The organism is Paenibacillus sp. FSL R5-0908, from assembly GCF_038006245.1.
GTDB lineage: Bacteria > Bacillota > Bacilli > Paenibacillales > Paenibacillaceae > Paenibacillus_AQ > Paenibacillus_AQ odorifer.
In genome coordinates this window covers 3,887,151-3,906,574 of sequence record NZ_JBBOUV010000001.1, presented here as the reverse complement: position 1 = coordinate 3,906,574, position 19,424 = coordinate 3,887,151, and the positions used below count along the sequence as shown (strand labels likewise).

The 19,424-nt window shown below is 43.9% G+C and carries 11 protein-coding genes; 2 read left to right on the top strand and 9 right to left on the bottom strand.

All coding sequences use genetic code 11. The features are described 5' to 3' along the window. Positions 1-68 precede the first annotated feature (68 nt). The 4 genes from MKZ09_RS17760 to MKZ09_RS17745 form a co-directional block, all read right to left on the bottom strand. On the bottom strand, positions 69-1,280 hold the full coding sequence (locus tag MKZ09_RS17760) for an FAD-dependent monooxygenase (protein WP_076201305.1): 1,212 nt from the start codon (positions 1,278-1,280) through the stop codon (positions 69-71). 5 nt (positions 1,281-1,285) lie between these two features. Beyond that, positions 1,286-2,473, bottom strand: coding sequence for an MFS transporter (locus tag MKZ09_RS17755; protein ID WP_256715046.1), 1,188 nt, complete (start codon positions 2,471-2,473; stop codon positions 1,286-1,288). Between the two features lie 73 nt (positions 2,474-2,546). After that, a complete protein-coding gene (locus tag MKZ09_RS17750; protein WP_076201307.1) occupies positions 2,547-3,110 on the bottom strand; it encodes a TetR/AcrR family transcriptional regulator in 564 nt (187 codons plus the stop codon). Positions 3,111-3,595: 485 nt separating this feature from the next. Continuing rightward, positions 3,596-4,174 (bottom strand): TetR/AcrR family transcriptional regulator, encoded by a 579-nt coding sequence (locus tag MKZ09_RS17745; RefSeq protein WP_076201310.1) that lies wholly within the window; start codon positions 4,172-4,174, stop codon positions 3,596-3,598. Between the two features lie 161 nt (positions 4,175-4,335). Here MKZ09_RS17745 and MKZ09_RS17740 point away from each other — a divergent pair, with 161 nt between their 5' ends. After that, the gene (locus MKZ09_RS17740) at positions 4,336-5,247 is read left to right on the top strand and encodes a ketopantoate reductase family protein (RefSeq protein ID WP_076201312.1); all 912 of its coding nucleotides are present in this window, start codon (positions 4,336-4,338) and stop codon (positions 5,245-5,247) included. 54 nt (positions 5,248-5,301) lie between these two features. After that, positions 5,302-8,043, top strand: a complete 2,742-nt coding sequence (locus MKZ09_RS17735; RefSeq protein ID WP_076201314.1) for a hypothetical protein — start codon at positions 5,302-5,304, stop codon at positions 8,041-8,043. A 115-nt stretch (positions 8,044-8,158) separates the two neighbouring features. Here the strand turns inward: MKZ09_RS17735 and MKZ09_RS17730 are convergent, their stop codons facing one another. The 5 genes from MKZ09_RS17730 to MKZ09_RS17710 form a co-directional block, all read right to left on the bottom strand. Next, on the bottom strand, positions 8,159-8,299 hold the full coding sequence (locus tag MKZ09_RS17730) for a hypothetical protein (protein WP_162636744.1): 141 nt from the start codon (positions 8,297-8,299) through the stop codon (positions 8,159-8,161). Positions 8,300-8,329: 30 nt separating this feature from the next. After that, positions 8,330-13,255, bottom strand: a complete 4,926-nt coding sequence (locus MKZ09_RS17725; RefSeq protein WP_076201316.1) for an S-layer homology domain-containing protein — start codon at positions 13,253-13,255, stop codon at positions 8,330-8,332. A 25-nt stretch (positions 13,256-13,280) separates the two neighbouring features. Next, complete coding sequence (locus MKZ09_RS17720) at positions 13,281-14,378, bottom strand: hypothetical protein (protein ID WP_076201318.1); 1,098 nt, start codon at positions 14,376-14,378, stop codon at positions 13,281-13,283. A 517-nt stretch (positions 14,379-14,895) separates the two neighbouring features. Next, positions 14,896-17,061: a GH92 family glycosyl hydrolase gene (locus MKZ09_RS17715; protein ID WP_076201320.1), complete on the bottom strand. Its 2,166-nt coding sequence runs from the start codon at positions 17,059-17,061 to the stop codon at positions 14,896-14,898. 63 nt (positions 17,062-17,124) lie between these two features. Continuing rightward, positions 17,125-19,305: a beta-galactosidase gene (locus MKZ09_RS17710; RefSeq protein WP_076201322.1), complete on the bottom strand. Its 2,181-nt coding sequence runs from the start codon at positions 19,303-19,305 to the stop codon at positions 17,125-17,127. Positions 19,306-19,424 lie beyond the last annotated feature (119 nt).

The following is a 19,424-nucleotide window of genomic DNA, read 5'->3' as shown; positions in this document are numbered from 1 at the left end:
ATTCTTTGCGTTTCAACAAATTAAAATAACCTCATTCCCAATGAACTCTACTTAGGAATGAGGCTTCGTTAAAATTTAAAGGCATTATCAACCGTTATTTTAGGACTCCCCAAAAAGAATCTCCGCATTAAATATCTAGCGATCCTGCTATTTCCCATCAGTTTCATGCACGCTAGCGAGAAGTTTTTAATCCCTTTAGGGGATTTAACGATCATGCTGATTATCAACTGTTGAGCAAAATGCACAAAACGAATTTCCCGATTACGAATGGGCTGCAAACGATCTAAACGCTTGTATTCATGATTTGGCTCTAATTTTGATGCAACAATAAGTTCAGCTGTGACCAGCGCTGTTTCAAAAGCCAAGGACAATCCGATAGCTCCGAGTGGAGAAGAACAATGTGCAGCATCACCGATTAGAATACAACCCTTATCATGCCAATTGTCCACCATAAAAGTCTCTGATTGGATAGAAACGAACGATTTGAAATCACCGATTTTTTCAATGTCTTCTTTAAGCTCAGGAAAGGCCTTTATGAATTCAAGCTTTAATGGTTCGATGCCTTTGCTTTTTACGGTATTCCATTGGTCTTTCTTCATTGTGAAACCTATTTGCACACAATCAGAGGAATAAGGAAGCCCTATGAAGTTACTAAAATCAGACAATCTGAAAAGGAGCTTTTGATTTAGCTTGAACTCATTAGTCGATATTTTGCACCAGATTAAATCAAAATCTTCTTTTTTATACTTAAAAGAAAAATCGCTTGTCTTCCTAACCGTGGACATCCGTCCATCCGCTCCGACTACTAAAGAAGCATGGATCTCAGTCATTTGTCCATCTACTAAGGCGTTTACCCCGACTGTTCGATTTGTACTTTTAATAGTTGAAGTGACCTTAGCGTTAAAAATGAGCTCGAAATTAGTATAATCCTTTGCTAGATCATAAAGAAAAGTTAACAGGACGGATTGTTTTATTTTAATTGCGTAAGGTGCCTCCGGCATTTCTTTTTCATAATCAATTTGAGTGATATATTTCTTATTATTCCATATCTCAGCATTAAATAATTTTATATGCTCATACTTTTCAAGACACTGTTCCAGGTTCAGCTCTTTCATGAGCTTTACAAATCGAGGCTGAAGAACTTCTCCTCTAAACTTGCGATTAAAGCTTGTTTGACTTTCCAGTACGGTAACTCTAATTCCGTTTTTGGCTAACAGCAGCCCTAGAAAGAGGCCAGAAGGTCCACCACCAACAATGCAAATCTCCGTTTCTTTAATCATTCCTATCACTCTGTGGGTAAAGAAGCAGCCCGTTCATTTTTTACTGCGGGTTCCCTAGCCGATAATCTAAGAAAAAGTGAGATTAAAAAACCTAATAAAAGAATAGAACCTAATATAGTAAAGGATAACGAATAATTTTCTGTTTTTAATAATTTCAAAGCTAATATCGGGCCTGTGCTAGCGCCTAGGAATAGAATAAATGCATTGAATGAAATAGCAGACCCTCTTGCATTTCCCCCTAATTGACTGACGATTGAGATGATAACGGGAGTTACCAGCGCGATACCAGCCACAAATACGACGCTCATTAGGACAAGAAGTGGCAGGTTCGTGCTAAAACCTAGAGCAAGCAACCCAATTGCAGCTAGCGCTAAGCCCCCTCTTAGAACAGCGGCCATTCCAAGTTTTTGAGCAATTCTTCCGGAAAAGGGTGCTAAAAGCATCCCCGCGATTCCAAATGCACGAATATAAAGGATATCCTGTGAGGAAAGTCCAAACTTAGCTGAGCTTAAATAACTTCCCAAAACGGTGTACATGCCAACTAAAGTTAATAGGAGCATAAAGGTTATCGCAAAAGCCAAAAGCAATTGTGATTGTTTTAGCAGAATTGTCATTTGTTTAAACTTCCGCAGAACATTTTCTTTCGGTCTTAGCATTTCATCTTTAGGAAGGAACCTCATTACAATCACTGAAGTAATACCATACACAATCCCCAAAATAAAGAAAATAGCACGCCAGCCCAGAGCTTCGTTAACAATCCCACTAAAAACCTGGCCTACTATGCCTGCCATTAACAGTCCTGAGCTTATAAATCCAACGGCTGTTAATCTTTTATGAGGAGGGAACATTTCCCCTGCATACACTAGCGCAATAGGTGCAAAAGCAGCAGCCACTAGGCCTTGCACTCCTCTGAGCATAATAAGCCCGTAAAAACTATCCACAAATCCTAGCGCAAGCGTAACTACGGTTAACCCAATAATGCTGGCTACTAAAAATACTTTACGTCCATATCTGTCTGAGAAAGGTCCATACAAAAGACAACCCAGAGCATAACAAAGAGAAAATGAACTCCCAATCCAAGCCGCCTCACTCGGGCTAATCTGAAAGGCATGTGAAAATACTTGGGATAATGGAATTGTAATATACATGCTAGTTAAAATAACTAATCCACACCAAAATAAAATAATCGTCATTAATGAATAGTTCTTATTGTAATTCTGAACATCTATCGTCTGATTCATAAAGTGAATATCCCCCGGTTTACTATTAATTTGCAACAGTGATGCCTTCTAAGACATGGATCAACAAATCGTTTATGTAATCCGCATCCGGATTTTTTTTGTAGATAAGAATTTGAAAGTAAATGGGACCATAAAGCAGATCTAAAGTTATATCCAGGTTAATTGCTGATTTCAATTCTCCCTTATCTATGGCTGCTTGGAGTAATTGTTTGGCTTCATTTCTTTTTGTCATTAAAAACAATATGTAAAAATCTTTCGCGATTTCTTCGCTCTCTGTAACTATAGTTAAAGTGGATTTCCCGATTTTGCTATTGAGGATACGAGCTAAAGCTTCAAGCTGTTGTTTGAAGTTAACCTCAATGGATTTATTGCTATCAAATTCAAACACTGATTCTACGGTCATTAGAAAAGCGTCCAGTACAAGACGTGCTTTATTTTCCCACCATCTATAGATGGTTGTTTTACCTACTCCAGCTTGTGCTGCAATCGCCTCAATCGTTAAAGATGAATAACTGTTGGATTCTAACATTTCAAGAGTTGCAGTAAGAATCTCCTTTTTACTTCGAGGTTCTTTGTTTTTCCCGTTCATATTCATTTCACCTCCTAGATGTTATTTAAGTTAATAAAAACCTGTAATTATAGAACGATACGTTTCGTATTGTTTCGTTTGTTACCTTATCTTATATCATTTTAATAAAATTTAAAATAGTTAATTTGAGAATTATTATTTTCTGAATTTAGGCATGCATTAGACCACGAAACATAACTTGCGAATACAAAAACTAACGCTTCGGAAGAGTCCGAAGCGTTAGTTTTTGTGGATATTTGCAATTTAGGATTTGATGACTAGTTTATCAACTATAAACTTAATAAAAATAATAACAAAAATAATTACGATAATTATACCTACTGGTGATTTGAAAAAAATGAGCATGAAATAAAGTAATACCGTCTCCCAAAATGACCAGTCAAAATCAACCATAGGTTCCACCTTTCTAATAATCTTGGCGAAGTGATTAAACTTTCCTGTTCGTGTGACTTATCCCGAGTGTTATGCCTTTAAGCGCTCCTATTCTATCTTATCAAGAGTCCCAGGCCACTCATTACATAAGGACGAACAATGTCCACAAGTAAATCGGTCTGATCATCCTCTCCCTCAATTAACCAAGAAAATGCAGCGCCATAGATCGCTGAACCTGTCATTGCTGAAATGATCTTTGTATGTTGGCGGTCTGCAATATCGTAATTAACCCCTTTTAAAAATATGTTTTCTATGATTTGCTGCAGCATATTTTTCACTTTCTCATCCACCAGCTTAGCAATGGATTTGGAATCCATTCTGCATTTCTGATAAAAATCAACGATGTACTGATGAGTCAACAAGATCAACTGATTACATATTTCATCTGAAAACTCCCGTGCATTATTTACTTGTTCAGGAATCATTTGATGAAAAGACTGTTCTGTAAATTCATCGAGTAAAGCATATTTATCTTCATAATGGGCATAAAAAGTAGCCCGGTTTATCGTAGCTTTCTGTGAGATATCTTTTATTGTCATTGAATCAAATCCTTTAGTCTTTAAAAGATTTCTGAAAGCTTCTCTTATTAACAGGCGAGTCCGTAATACTCTCGGATCTTCTTGATGTACCATCTGAGTCTCCCCTTTCTAAAACATCAATTATCGGAATTTGTTGTCTATGCAACTCTTTTCTTACATTGACGGTTGTAAGCATAATCTTGCCATACTATTATCTTATCAAACAGATGTTGCTTAAACAATCAGTGACTAGTTAGTCGGAAGGAATGATAATAGTGAATATAAAACAAAATAGACTTCTAATATTTGGCGCTGGTGTAATTGGCAGTTTATATGCTCTTAGATTTGCACAATCAGGGTTTGACGTCACTTTACTGGCTCGGGGAGAAAGGCTGGATGAACTTAAGCGGAAGGGTTTGAGATACAACGACAACGGAACGATAAAGCAACTATCCATTAAGACGGTCGAAAAGCTTGCAGATGATGACATCTATGATTTTATCTTTGTTCCTGTACGATATGATCAGGCAGAATCTGCCCTGTCTGCGATCAAAAATAATCAGAGCAAAACAATAATTACACTGACCAACACTATTGGTTATAATTCCTGGCTTGAAATCGTGGGTGATCGTTTACTTCCAGGATTCCCTGGTGCAGGTGGAGACATTAAAGAGGATATTTTATACGCTCAATTTGGTTCCAAAACTTATTTTGGTGAAATAAATGGACAAACGACCGAAAGAGTTCAGGAGCTTGCTTTGATATTCGAAACAGCTGAAATGCAGTATGAAATACAAAAAGATATTCAAGCATTTCATGTTTCACATGCTGCACTCGCTGCAGTCAACAAGCATTTTTATACAAATGAAGGAATGGTAGATATTGAGACAGCAATAAGCGAAAGCATTCTTAGCAAAGTTGCTACAGATATCAAACAAAATCTTCGCTTGGTAGAGCAAGCTGGAATCTCTGTAATCCCGACTGAAACGAAGTCAATGGGAGAATTGATGGAAGAAGAAATTATATCCCGGTATCGGCAGATGCTGAGTGATGAGTTTATCATTGATGTTAAGTTTGGAAACCAAGCTGTCAGCAGAAAAGCAGAAATTATGTTATTGGATAAAAGGTTTCATGAGAAGTTTTCGTTTTCGTCCAAGCAAATTTTTTCCATAAAAGTTATCAAATGAGTTCATAACCCATATTACTTAATACTAAAACAACGTAAATATGGAGGTGTTAGATTGCCACTCAATCAAGATCAGCAGATCTTTCAACAAAGTACAATAACTCAAAGCTGGGGAAATATTCAGGGACAGACCTTAGTTGCGGGCCAGGGTAGCATGAGAAGAGGAATGAACTATAAGTTAGGCGCACAGGCTATGGCTCAAATCAATAATTTATTAAATAAATGGGCTGAATTAAAAATATTGGGGAGTGCCGAAGTTTCGCTTCTTCTCCAAGTACAGATACAAACGCCCCTGGATCTATTCGACGAAGCCGGGCTAGCCGGTCGACTTCAAGCCGTTCTTAAAGCGGCGGTAGCGGCTGGATTAAGCATGAATATGACAGTTAAAGAGTTATTGAAAATCCTGAAGAATAAACCGTCAGGAAATGGTTTATCCGGTGAATTGATTGAGCTATTGTTAGAAGAATCAAAGCTCGAAGGTTATTTGTACGCCCAATTTGCGGTTGGTTTTATGGCGTATGCCAATTTTGTTATGCTTGGTAATTTACATAAGACAGCTACTCTAGGGGAATCTGGATTCCAATTTGTCTATGAGGCGGGAATGGGATTTATTGCGGGGGGTGGCTATAGAGGTGGCATCAATTTTAAATTCCCCGATTCTGCAAAACTGGTCAATCGTTATGGGGACCGCTTAATTGAGGGTATTGTTAATAAAGCTATTGACACACAGCAGGAACAAGCATTAATGCTCGGTACTATGCTAAGGATAGGAGTGAATTCAGCCTATGAGGTCAGTAGACAATTAAATGAAGGTACCGGGAGCAATAACGAAAAACTAGCGCAAACCGTTCTTACATTTATTGGCGGACAGTTCCAATCGTTGTTCTTCTTGACTATGAATGTGTTCTTTAAGGAAGAGATCCTTCGTTTAATTGGCCTTGCTTCTTTACCAGCTGAACAAACCTCAGAAGTCATTCAAACCCTGAAAGGTTTTAATTCTTTTCAGTTAGTGCCGGATAACCATGAAATTTTTGTTCGTTTAGACTCATTATCAGCATTAATTCAAAACGAGCAGCTTAAGAAGGAGTTTGTCAGAAGTATTTCTGCTTTGTGGGTATCAGCTTTGTTGCTCCCCCTTGCAGTGCAAGCGGCAGATAAAGCAACCATGCCTACTTTTACGGCACAATTGTCTTACCAGCCTCCTCCCGCTGTCAAAAGTGCAATTAATACAGATCTGAACCGTCCTTCTGACACAAATTTGAACCAGGGGGATCTTCTATCATTTCTACTTGATAAACCTTTGACGCTTACCATACAACATGTAGATAGCGTTCGGGAGATAGCAGCAATTCTCAAACCTGCCGTTTCAGGAACGGCCCAAGATGCAATGAAGTTCTTATTTAGTCCCTCATTTCCTTCGACTACAGGGGAAAACTCTTTTAGATCAACACTTGGAGCCATAAATCAAGCTTTCGATCATTACGTGGATACGGAAATAAGTGCCAGAAAAACTGCAATCTCGAACACTTTGGCTGGCGAGGAAGAGATTAAGATTCTATTTGAGCAAGCCCTGATTCCCTGCATACAACTGACTTCTGATGTTCTAATTCCAGAGATCGTTAATGGATTTCAAAATTTTGACATAAAAACTATGCAAGAAGCATTATCCAGCGTATTACTCACAATGCTTGGAAGAAGCGTTATTCATGTCATGGACGGAATTCAGACTTCAGTTAATAAACAAATCGAGGGTCTTCTTCGCGAAGCTGCTGGTCAGGCTGCAAATGTTCTTGGACCACTTGGAGCTCAAGATATTTTAAAGAAACCGTTGGAGGCAGCTGTTAAAATTATTGCGGAAATGGTAGCGCCTTTGACACCTGAAGCACAAGAACAACTTTTTGAGAATGCTCTAAACATATTTACTCCAATAAAAGGTAACGCCGTGGACTTCGCCAACCATTTGCAAAGCGATCCGATGTGGATGCCTCAAATGGCTGAAATAGAAGCAATAGCCAAAATTTTGATAAATCATTTAACTGATCATATGATTCAATTCGCTCTAAAACTGATTCCAGCGTTGTTTCAAGCCTTGATCGATGAGCTCCTGGCCATAATCGAACACTGGCTAAATGTAATAGCCAAGATATTAAATACTATTACCGATTTCATAACTAAGTTAATGCAAGAAAAATTAATGAAAGAACTGATTGAACCTGTAATGGAAATCGCTGAAAAAGCCGCTGACGTACTAACGTTTAACATTTTTTCTCTAATCGGTGCCGGTAAAGTAAAAGATGAATTTTTCAAAGGGTTAAGAGGAGCAGTCGAAGCTATAATTCAAGAAGCAATCATCCCTCCTGTTGTTATGACAGTGAAAGAAATCAAGTTCAATCCTCGTAAGCTCGTGGATCTTTGCCGAGACGTTTCCGACTTTACTTTTACTAAATTTTCTGAGATTTTTAACGATTATATTTTTGGGGAGATCCAGAATCAACTTGAAAAAGGTTTAAATATGAAAAATTTCAAATTGGATATTAAAGTGCCCGTTTCTTTTTCGATTGACTTACCATGGCCTTTAGGGTCACAATCCTTATCTCATACGTTTAGACTTACAGATGTCCTCATTCCGTCATCAATCGTTTTGGACATTGTAATGAATTTAATACGTAACAATCTAAAATTAGGAGGAACATCGGAGTATCTTTTCCAAATGGTAGTAACCACTATCGATAATTTCAATAAAGTAGATCAATATAAATTGGATATGGCAGATGCTTTGAAAAAGTATAGTAATTAAAGGAATATTCAAGAATCCAGTTCCGTGATAATGCATTTTATAACTCAAAAGGCAACCAGTCATCCCTGTTTTTTCGGCGACTGGTTGCCTAAATTTGTGTTTTTTTGTCCCTGTTCTATTCCTTAACGATTACGGTCATTTCTTTGCTACGTGTGATCCCGCTGCTGTTCACCAGCTCAGCCATATTCATCGTGATTTTGAAGCTGCCGTCACCGTCCCAATTATCATTTCCGAAAGCAAAAAAAGCTGGAGCCAAGTGAACTTGGCTCCTGCTCTTCTCTGGTGCTTACAATTCCATTACTCTGTAAATTAAAGCAGCGGCTTCCGCACGTGTGGTCAGGCTCAGTGGTCTGAAGGTACCGTCGGTATAACCGTTGATAATTCCTGTATCCCGCAGGTACTCAACCGCATCCATCGCGTAAGACCCGATTTGCTTCTCATCGGCAAAAGTTGCTGCCTTGCCGGAGATATCCGACTGGAGAGCAGATAATCTCAGAGTGCGAAAAAGAATAACAGCCATTTCTTGGCGGGAAATAGGTTCTTTTGCGGCAAATACGCCTTCGCTACGTCCGTTAACAAGCTTTAGCGCCTGAGCAGTTGAGACAGCTTGGTAATACCAAGCATTTGAACTCACATCTTTGAAAGTACTGCTACTCTCGGCTTGAAGTTCTAGCGCTGATACTAACAGCTGAACAAATTCCGCTCTTGTAATTTGCCGGGCAGGCTCGAATTTGCCCCCGCCTGTGCCATGAATAAGATCACGGGAAGCCAAAGCTTCCAAGATGACTGTGGAGCCTGAATCAACATCAGAGAAGTGGATATTTGCATTAGCTGCAGCATAGAGTCCAAAATCACTTGATGTAAACGTAATTTTTCCAGTACCTGATACGTATTTGGAGTTTTTGACCACTTTGACCACTCCCTCTCCGGTAACAGAGTAGACGATGGCTTGATGTGGGACCTCGTCAGGGGTTAATTTATATCCAAATGATACCTTCATTGCCGCAGAAGGGCTTAATGTTTCTTTGGACTTGCCGTCTACCGTCATTGAGATCCGGAACAAAGCATGCGTTTTCCATTTCTCTTTTAAGGCAACTGGAAGGGTTGACGCATCAACAAAATGGATAGATAGCTCCAACTGCCGGGCACCCTCTGGAATATTCTCACCTAAAGTGTTAATTGGAAGTGTTATTGTGGCAGCACCTGCTTTTACAGTTAGGGAAGTAACATTATCTTTTAGTTCGGGAATGGGCACTTGAAAAGCCACACCGCTGGCAGTCGCATCCTCTTCAGCAAGCTCAAGTACTAAAGCTCCATCTTGCACTCCCTTCATCGCTTTTTGGAGTTCTCCTGTGGGAAGCTGTGCAATTTTCATTCCTTCAGCACCGGGTGAACCCTGAATGCGAATACGGCCCGCTGAAATTATATTCACTGGATTAACTATTTTTCCTCCACTACTTTCATTTGTGTTGCCACTATTATTGCTGCCGGACGAATTGCCGGGCGTATCTGTTCCCCCACCTACTTCACTCCGCACTACATTCAAAGTGTAGGTCTTAGTTGTTATGCCGTTCGCAGCGGTAACTTTAACATCGATTCTGTTATCTCCTACCTTAAGTTCACTTCCACCTGTTACCGTCAATTTGGCTTCTGCATCTGAAGGTGTCCCAGTTACAGCCACCGCTGTCTTGGCAAAGGGCACATTTATTGTATAGTTCAGTTTCTTACGGTCAAACTCAGGGATGTCTGTACCGTCCATTCTCAAAACGCTCAAATCGGCATTATCACTCAGCGGTGTCTCTTCTTCACCTTCTACGTTCATAAACTGGAAGGTGCGGAAAAGTGAGGCGTCCTTCGCAGCGCCAATGCCTGATCCCCATTCAATATATCCTTTTCGACCCGCGCCATCATTATCGTTAACCAGCATGGAGAAGCTTAAGATATCGCTCGCCGCTGGACGGATCGGGCTTATTTCGCTCCAAGGTAGTGCCAGAGCATATGATGTAACCTTGGTCGCCTCATCTCTGGCCACACTTAAAGTTCCCTTAGTCAACACTCCGGTAGCTGCACCTTTCATGGACAGCCAGCGATATATTTGCGGCCCCTCTGGTGTTTGCGAGATTCCGTATTCATACCAGGATTGACTATCGCCCGGGACACCGGGAGCAAGACTGAACTGAATACTGTCATTTTGCCAAATATTAATCCCGGCAGCATTATGGCTGAATACATCATCGCGGATACCGGCGGTCAAATAAATGTGTTCTTCATCCCAGCGTAGCTGCGCTGTTCCGCTAAGATCATCCGAACCATTATATCCGTTGAGCAAAGGGGTTCCGTCCGCAAGATCAATCAGAGCGGGACTACGTGTATCGGACTGATGCTGCATCCGGTTAATATCTATATTTTGCTTGAGGTGAATTGCCTCATAGCCTTCTAGATCAACCTTCAACTCTAGGGGATATTTAACGCCTTCTGAGAATCCCGGCAGTGGAATTGAATAAGTAAATCCACTATTTGGGGCAATTTCAGACAATTGCGATTCACTACCGCTGATCTGACCAGTCTCTTTCCCTAGGGTCCAGGAAATCTTTTTAATTCTCAGAGGATCCACACTAGAACTGTTTGTAAATTGAAGTTGCAGCGACATGCCGCCGTTATTACCATCTGTAATATGAGGAGCAATTTTTAAACCTTGAAAATATAGTCGCAGATCATCTACAGGAGCTTCTGGAAGCGTAGCAGGATCAAGTCCAGGTCCATTATAAGCTCCGATATTCGGTGGAGTTGCTGCTGAAACGGGATTGCCCCAGTAGTCCCGCCCACCGTTGTCTGCAATGATAGCACCGGCCCCAAGTGCAGGAGACCCCTCTCTCAGCTTGTAACCGTCCACTGTATTCCAACCAATTCCGGCGGTGCCCTGAGCAACTAAGAGTGGATTTGCTGTGATAGGATTGGTATTTTCCGGCTCGCTTACTGGATGGTTGCCATATAATAGATTATGGTCGAAGCTACCGTTCACCCCTGGCAGATTATAACCTCCTTGACCAAGGTTGTAGACTAGATTGTTCCTAAAAGAATATGGAGCGTTAATATTTCCTGCGTCATCCCATTCATGATCGATAATTTTGGTGTTTTGCCCAGCTCCGATATAGATAGTATTGTTATAGATTTGTGTATCTGGCGTAACCCCGCCTGCAAAATTAAACGTATGCGTTAGATCATTCTGGCTGATGTTGTATCTGACTACATTGTTAGAGGAGCCTGTCAGCACGCCTGGAGTCAAACGGGCATCGACAAAAAGCATGAATCCGCCTTTGTTGCCATGGCTGTAATTATATTGAACCACACTGTCCATCGTATCGATATCCAGATTGAAGCCCTGACCATCTCCCTCTGGTTTGTTCGTGTTAAAAGACTCATTGAACTGGACGATATTATTCTTGCCGCGAGTCGGCCAGATTGCGGCAGAGCCGTTAAACTCGCCTTCTTCGGAATAATTTCCGCCTTCCTCCGCTATGTTATGCTCAATCACCGCTCCATCCGCACCGAAGGTGAGAATACCGTCGCTGTCGGCTTGTTTGACATAATTTCCACGGATCGTAACATTGACCGTAGCATAGTCTGCTCCGTTAAAACGCTGATCCCATACCACAATACCGGTCCGGCCTATCCGTTCCACTGTATTGCCCTCGATCCATACCCCATCGAACTTGTCCGTGCCCGTCGTACCGCCCACATATACGGAGATACCTCCAAATGCATGCGGACCACCTTCGGCTCCGGAAACCGTCGGATAACGGAAACTGCTTGATACATCATGGACATAGTTATCCTGGATGCGGATATTACTTAATGTTCCTCCATTTGCGTTCTCCACCATGATACCTTCCCGGTAAACAGTTCCCCTCTCGGAAGCATAATTAGTGACCTCAAGATCCCGAATCACCCAGTTCGAGGCGTTACGTAGGTATACAGCTGCTCCGGCCATGCCTCCACCGTTGATAATCGGTTTGCTTCCATTCCCATAGGCAGATATTGTAATCGGTTCTTCATCTGTGCCGCTGCCCTTAGGATATAATTGTTCGTTCCAGATTCCACCCTTCTTTAACAAAATACGATCCCCAGCTTCAAAGGTAGTCTGATTCACTACAGAGAAGGTCTTCCAGGCAGTCTCCGGTGTTTTTCCATCGTTGTTGTCGCTGCCTGCAAATGAATCCAAATAATATTCTCCGTCTCCACCGCTGCTCCCTCCATCTCCAGGCAAGCGGTTGGATAAAGTGACCGATCCTAGTTGCATCAGCCAGGGTGCGGAATCACCGCTAAGCTCGATTTTTAAATAATGAATGCCGGAAGGAATCCCTTGTGCCGGAGTATAATTCGTCCCAGTCCAAGCCGCATCACCAGTGGCCTGTGGAGGTTCATGAACAGCAGAAAGTTCTGTCCAAGTGGATGCATCCGCCGAACCATAGAAGTTGATAGTCCCGCTAGACCCGGCAAAGGAATGCATGCGGGCTGTGAAATGTTGCAGATTATGCAAATGGTACACGAGTGATTCTGCTGAGTCTGCTGTTCTCACCGCACGAGAATGATCTCCACCAAAAAAAGCGGGATTGCTTGTATCTAAAGACCAATTTGTACTGTGTGCATAAAGCTGTGCAATGTCGTCAAGCTCATCAACAATCGTTTGTGGTGCAAGCGACACATTGGAGAGCGTAAGGTGCCCAAGCTGCATCAGCCAGGTATCGAGGTCACCACTGACTTCAATTTTGAGATAATTGACACCATCCGGCAGCGCCCCCGAGGGTGTATATACTGTTCCGTACCAGCCAGAACCGGTTGCGGTGGGACTGTCGTTGATGGCTGGAAGCTCCGTCCAGATATCTGCATCTGGCGATCCGTAGAACTTGATAACAGCCGTGGAACCTGAGAAATAATACGCTTGAAGCGTAAACGACTGAACTCCAGTCAAAGGGTAAATGGCATAGCCAGTTTCCGTGGAGGTTCTGACCAGCCGGGCTGCATCTCCTTCGAAAAACTGAGGATTACTACTGTCAATTAGCCAGTTCTCGGACCTGTGTTCCGCTGCCGGTAGGGTTGAGAAATCATCGGCATTCGTCTCTTCAGCATGGGCAGAAACGCCCATTACGGGAAGCACCGCTGTGAAGATCAGCACCATTATAAGCAGTGATTTTACGAGTTTTTTGAACATTATTGTATTATTCCCCCTTGAACATTTATTGGATGGTATGGTTTGCGAGATCTTCAGCCATCGGGTAATTCCATTCCACGACAGCTTCGGACAGCTTTTCGTCCACAATGGATCTATACTTCTGCTGCGCCAAATTCAGTGCGATGGCATCCTTCACATGATCGAACGGCTGAATAGCTGCATCATCTGCCGACAGGCAGTAAAGTAGGTGGATAGCCCCATTTTCAGTAAACAAACCGCTAAATTCTCCCGGCGCCAGTTGCTCTGCGGTAAGCAATACCTTTGGATTTTCCAGAGCTGCTGTTCGACGTGAAGCACTTGTTATTTTCACCTCGCCAACGTTTACGCCAAACTCCTTTGCCTGGCCTTGGAAGCCTGTGCCTGAAGAATCTGTTGCTGCTGTCGCTGTTGCTATTGCATGGAGCTTTTCCATTCTTTCTAAGGCTTTTTGCTGATCTTTGTACTCTGTTTCTGGGCCAAAGGGAAGCGTTGCCCATTCCAGACGAATCGTTCCCGGCAGAGAATATTTCGCAATTAGATTTCCTTCATATTCCAATTTCACCTGTTCGTCTGAAATCACGATACTTCCGTTACTGCGCATTTCCTCAATCGTGGCATCCTCAAGGTTGCTCATGTAATAACTGAAATAGGCCTGCGCCTCCAGATGAAGAGGACCATACACCACCTCCTTATTCGCTGCTGCCTGACTCCGCCGATTATTCTCGCGCTCCATTTCCTTGAGAAAACCTTCAAAACTGATATCCGTTACGACTCCTGCTTCTTGAGCAAGCTGTAGCTCCATCCGCTTCGTCAAAAGCTGAGTTTGAGCTGTATTGATCCATCTCTGCATTGGATTTTCGCCGGAATAGTAGGCAGACCAGAAGTCTATTGAATAGTCGGCGTTGTAAGTTTGTTTAAAATAATCAACAATCAGTGCCCGATTCATTTGAAGATGCCAGTTGAACTCCGCTGCTGTCGCCTCCTGCCCGTTAAGGGTCAGAAGCATTTCTTCTGCTTGTGGAGCTTGCATATTCTTCGCACCAATCAGCAGCAGGCTTCCTGCTAACAGAGCGGTCAGAATAACGATTAGCTGATTTCTTTTGGAATGAAGTTTTAGAGTCATAAGTTATTTCCTCCTCTCTCATCCTCGATGTTAAGCGCTTTCATTCTCTTCGATATTAGACATGTTTACATTGAAATAACAGGCGAGAAAGCTGCGAAATGGTTTGCCATTTCACGATTTGACCGTAAAGCCCAGTTTTCGCCCTATAAAAAAATGCTGTCGGAGAATAGAGAAGTTACGTAGCCTGTACGGTTGTAAAGGTGAACTCCTTTGATTGATAGTGGCGCTGGTGACTCCCCACTTCTATTTCAAGCTGCGTAAAATTTTGCACAGATGGCGCGATTCGAACGTGGAATGTTGTACAATGTGCAAAAATTCAGCGCGTTTGTCGGGATTGGGCAGCAGATTGTTGTATATCAAGCATGATTTCCATACAATTACGGGATCGGAGTGATTTATAGAAAAGTCGATTTGCATTCATCACTGATTCAGTGTGTTCCTCAATTTTTTTTGATTGTAAAATCATCTAATAAAAACAAAGGCAGTCCGGAATTTTCCAGACTGCCTTGCATTGTTCTTAAGACGGATCTGTGCCCGAAAACATACAGAAATTCAAGACTCCACCTTTGACAATCTCGTCATGTGACAGAGAGTGGTGCTCCCATAGCGATCCTTTCCATTGGACCGATTTGCTGTACACATTGGCGGGGCTGTTGTTCTCTGCGTCAATGATCCATTGCTGCCCATTTTCAAGCTGAATAGTTACCTTATCAAAAAGTGGGCTGCCGAGCACATATTCAGGAATTCCGGGACTTAACGGGTATAGGCCGATGGCGCTCCAAATAAACCAAGCACCCATGCTGCCGTTATCTTCGTCGCCGGGTAAACCATCCATCTGGCTGCTGAACAGTTCGGCCATGGTTTTGCGGACCCAATACTGCGTTTTGGACAGCACACCGAGTCTGGCAAATATATAAGGAATGTGGAAGCTCGGCTGATTGCTGATGGCAAACTGACCCAGATCGGCGGAGGCCATTTCCGACATTTCGTGTATTTCCAAACCATAGGATCCCACTTTAAATACCGGTTCCTCAGCCATCAACTGATCCAGACGCTGGACAAAAGCCTCTTCACCGCCCATCAGCCCGGCTAGTCCAGGGAAGTCGTGGGGCACAGCCCAGCTCCCCTGCCAAGCCCCGCCCTCACAAAACGGATTACCCCACTCCAGAGGATCAAATGCTTCCTGCCAAGTCCCGTCCTCGTTACGACCTCTCATAAACCCAACTGTCGGATCAAACAGCAGCTTATAATTCTGCGCCCGAGTCATAAAACGCTCATAATCATCCATTTTGCCAAGTGTTTTGGCCATCTGGGCAATACAGAAATCTCCGTATACATAATCCAATGTGTTGCTTACACTTTCATGGAAACGGTCATGCGGCAGATAACCATGCTGCAAGTACAATTCAAGGCCCCTTCTGCCCAGCTTCTCGTCCACTGACGGACGATCTGCATGCTTCAGAAGACCTTCATACAGTACCTCTGTATCAAAACCGCCGATGCCCTTAACCACGGCATCCGCAGCTGCGGCATCAATCAGAGTGCCGGGCATGGCACTGCGCTCCCCTGGTGACAGCCACTTTGGCAGCCAGCCGCTCTCCTTGTATGCCAATGTCCACGCCTGCATAATCTCACCCAATAAAGATGGAAATAGGATACTGTATAAAGGAAGGCTGGTTCGGTATATATCCCACAGCCCGATATCCGAATACATTGGACCCTGGCAGATGCTTCCATTAAAAGGGCTGTAATGGATCTGCTCGTTCTGCTGGTTATATTCATGCCACGTTCTTGGGAATAGGCAGATTCGGTACATGCAGCTGTAAAAGGTGCGGAGGTTCTCTTCATCTGCGCTTTCAGCAACAATGCGCCCCAACCGTTCTTCCCAGCTTGCCTCTGCTCTATTCAAGATCTCTCCGAAGCTGTCTTCACCAATCTCTCGGTTCAGATTAAGCAGCGCCTGCTCTCCGCTAATAAAGGAAGTCCCGCACTTCACTCCCACTATGCCAGATTCCGGTGCAGCTATTCCTACGTAAGCGCCCAGTCGTTCGCCAGTCCCTTCATGGATCCCCAGTGGCTGATAATCTCCGTTAAAGATTCCCGACTCCTCCATGTGAAAATCCCTGTCGAACTGGAACACGAAATACATCGCGAAATTATCGGGAACCCCGGCGGTATGGCCTCTTGTGTAGCCGGTAATTCTACGTTTATCCGGCTGGAAGGTGATATGTGACTCACCTTTCAGAGGTGCTATAATAAGCCTGTTCTGCTGCCTCTCAGCGAAAGTTATTCTTATCGCTGCACAACGTTCGGTTGGAGTCAGCTCCAGCCGGGTGCGGTAACGTTGAAGAAACACATCGAAATAGTGAGGGGACACTTGCATCTCTTCCGTTTTGAAGGAAGAAGAACGTGAACCGGGACTGAGGAGCAGTGGACCTGTCTGCGGCAACAGGGTCAGATGCCCATAATCTCCGATCCACGGGCTGGGCTGATGGGTCAGCCGGATGCCCTCTAGGTGGCGATGGCGCGGGTGGAAGAACCAGGTTCCACCTGCTTCATAGGTTTGCGGGCACCAAGCCGCCATACCAAATGGCATCGCTGTAAGTGGCAGTGTATTGCCATGTGAAAACCGGAAATCTGACTCCGTCCCCTGTAATGGATTTACATAATCTAACCAACCCAAATAGATACACTCCTTTGGCCAGTTTTCACCGGCTCTATATTCTCCGTTCTTTATTGACACCGGTTAAGATAATCGGAATACTTGAACATCTCCAGCTTCCACAAGCACAGTCAGTTTTGTAGTTGTGGGTTTCAATAGATTCATTGGTTGAATTTCAGCGCTGCCGTCATCAAACCACGGTTCAACTGAAGTATAAATGATACCCAGCGTAACTTCGGCTTCAACCGCCGCGTCCCCTTCATTATGAACATACAGAAATGCCCCTCGGTCCTTCTCGCCTTCCCACTCGGAGAGATCCGCGCGGACACCAACGCTTGCTTGCACAAACGGCTGCAGCTTCATTTCCTTCTGCAATAGATCCCGTACCAGCTGAAGCGTTCCGGGATGTCCATCCTGCCAGTAGGCAGCCGCAAGCAAGGTACCGAACCATACGGCACTCCCGTTGCCATAAGCGGCGGTAGTCAACACAGGCATGCGGTCCTCGGCAAATTCAGCCAGTACCTTCACATGGCTTTCCAGCTCGATATCCGATTTGTAATAGGATCCGTGCGCCGTATCGCCTGCTGCCGAGTCCTCCGCCTTGCTGTGCTCCATAACATTCCGCAACGGAATCGCTGTCCGAGATTCGAACGCTACCTGATGATAGCTGTGATCGAGGTTCTCAGCGGAATGAATCCAAGTCTCACGGACCCCGAACACCTGGTCAAATCCATAACCGGGCACCGTATAGCTGTGGCAGCCATTCTCTGCCTGAAGTGCTCCGAACGAGCATTCCGAGATCAAGATCCCGCCCTTTTCCACCCACTGGCGCAGGATGTCACACAGTTTGCGGTTCAAATATAGAGGATAAGGCATCCACAAGCAGTGGTATTGCTCCAGTGTCTTCTCGTTAACATCCGTCTCATGCAGAAATTCAACTTTATAATTGAGCTCATGCAGTAGTTTATGGACGCCTTGTAAGGAATCGTTGTAGGTGTCCAGATGATCATGTGCTGCAAAGTTAGCAACCTGGTTCTGCGGACTGAACAGAATAGCAATCCCGTCTCCGCGCCGTTTTGCACGCATCAGCTCTTGCTTGTTGTTTTGCACCAGCTTATTTAGATGAGCCATATCCTTGTACCATGGGGTTGGACTTCCGTCCAAATATACACTGCCCCATGCAGGGGCCTCCTGTCCCAATATCTCTGGTCTGTACTGCCAGAACAAATATCCCGTGATGCCACGAGCGAGCGGGGTCAGAATATGCCGTTTCATTTCCCGCAGGTCCGGCTGACGCGGCTTCATTGCAGTATTGCCTGGCAAAGCATGAATCTCCGAATTGATAATGGGTTTACCTTTGGCGGCAGAGATCAGTAGATCAGCAGACCAGGCCGAGGACCCAAGGCTATTGCCTGTCAGGTCACAGGGCTCAGCCAGCTTGAAGTCGTCCGAACCCGCTGTAATCATATTAAAGATAGGAGCGGGCACAGTGTGGGCCATAACAGGATGCAAAAGATCCAGTGACTTCACTATATCTACCCGGCTCCGCAGCTCATCCGTTAAAGTACCGGACATGAACAGGCGCCAGTCCACCAGATCATTAAATACGCCTTGTCCACGCGGTGCCTCTACTTCCTCCCAGCTTCCGTAAGTCCGCTGCCATGATTCATTGAGGGCTTCCAGAGTAACATATTTATTTTCCAGCCATTCTTGGAACACCCACAGCGATTGCTCGCAATAACACACCTGGTTGTCAAAAGACAGCTTGCGCTTGATTCCTGTGGTTAGTTCAGGCTCATTCCATAAATCCCAGACCCAGAGCGCGGGATGATCCTTAAAAGTCTTCACCGTCTCCGCCAGAAACTTTGCCTTTTCTTCGGCGGCAGCTGCATGATGATAACAGGGCCCCGGCGCTCCGCCGATCTGGCGGCAGTTAATCGCCCTTGGTTCCAGAATGGAACCGTCCGCTGTAACCATTTTGGAATCAGGATATTTTTTATAGAACCAGGCCGGCGCCACGTCGAAAATCACATTCAAAATGACCTTCAAACCATTCCTCTGCGCAATATCCATCAGCTGCTGAATATCATCGAAATGATAGGTCCCTTCTTTAGACACACTCGCACGCCATTGTACCCAATATTTCACACAATTGAAGCCCTGTCCGGCAATATTGCTTAGGTCTTGTTCCCATTGATCACGGAAGGGGGTCGGGGAACGGTAATATTGAAACCCAAATGGAATAAATGAATATGAATCTTGCATCTAGTGTACTCCTCCTACAACGTTCAATTTCGAGCTCTCTATGTTTATAAAAGCGCTTACTGCTCTTTTACGCTTAAAGTCTATCACAGTGGATTTTGCAAAAGTTAGGATGGAATCCT

What these genes read in the sequence shown, in the direction of transcription:
- MKZ09_RS17710 (WP_076201322.1), bottom strand. Translation starts at nt 19,305, where the DNA reads ATGCAAGATTCATATTCATTTATTCCATTTGGGTTTCAATATTACCGT.
- MKZ09_RS17760 (WP_076201305.1), bottom strand. Translation starts at nt 1,280, where the DNA reads ATGATTAAAGAAACGGAGATTTGCATTGTTGGTGGTGGACCTTCTGGC.
- MKZ09_RS17725 (WP_076201316.1), bottom strand. Translation starts at nt 13,255, where the DNA reads ATGTTCAAAAAACTCGTAAAATCACTGCTTATAATGGTGCTGATCTTC.
- MKZ09_RS17720 (WP_076201318.1), bottom strand. Translation starts at nt 14,378, where the DNA reads ATGACTCTAAAACTTCATTCCAAAAGAAATCAGCTAATCGTTATTCTG.
- MKZ09_RS17745 (WP_076201310.1), bottom strand. Translation starts at nt 4,174, where the DNA reads ATGGTACATCAAGAAGATCCGAGAGTATTACGGACTCGCCTGTTAATA.
- MKZ09_RS17750 (WP_076201307.1), bottom strand. Translation starts at nt 3,110, where the DNA reads ATGAACGGGAAAAACAAAGAACCTCGAAGTAAAAAGGAGATTCTTACT.
- MKZ09_RS17755 (WP_256715046.1), bottom strand. Translation starts at nt 2,473, where the DNA reads ATGACGATTATTTTATTTTGGTGTGGATTAGTTATTTTAACTAGCATG.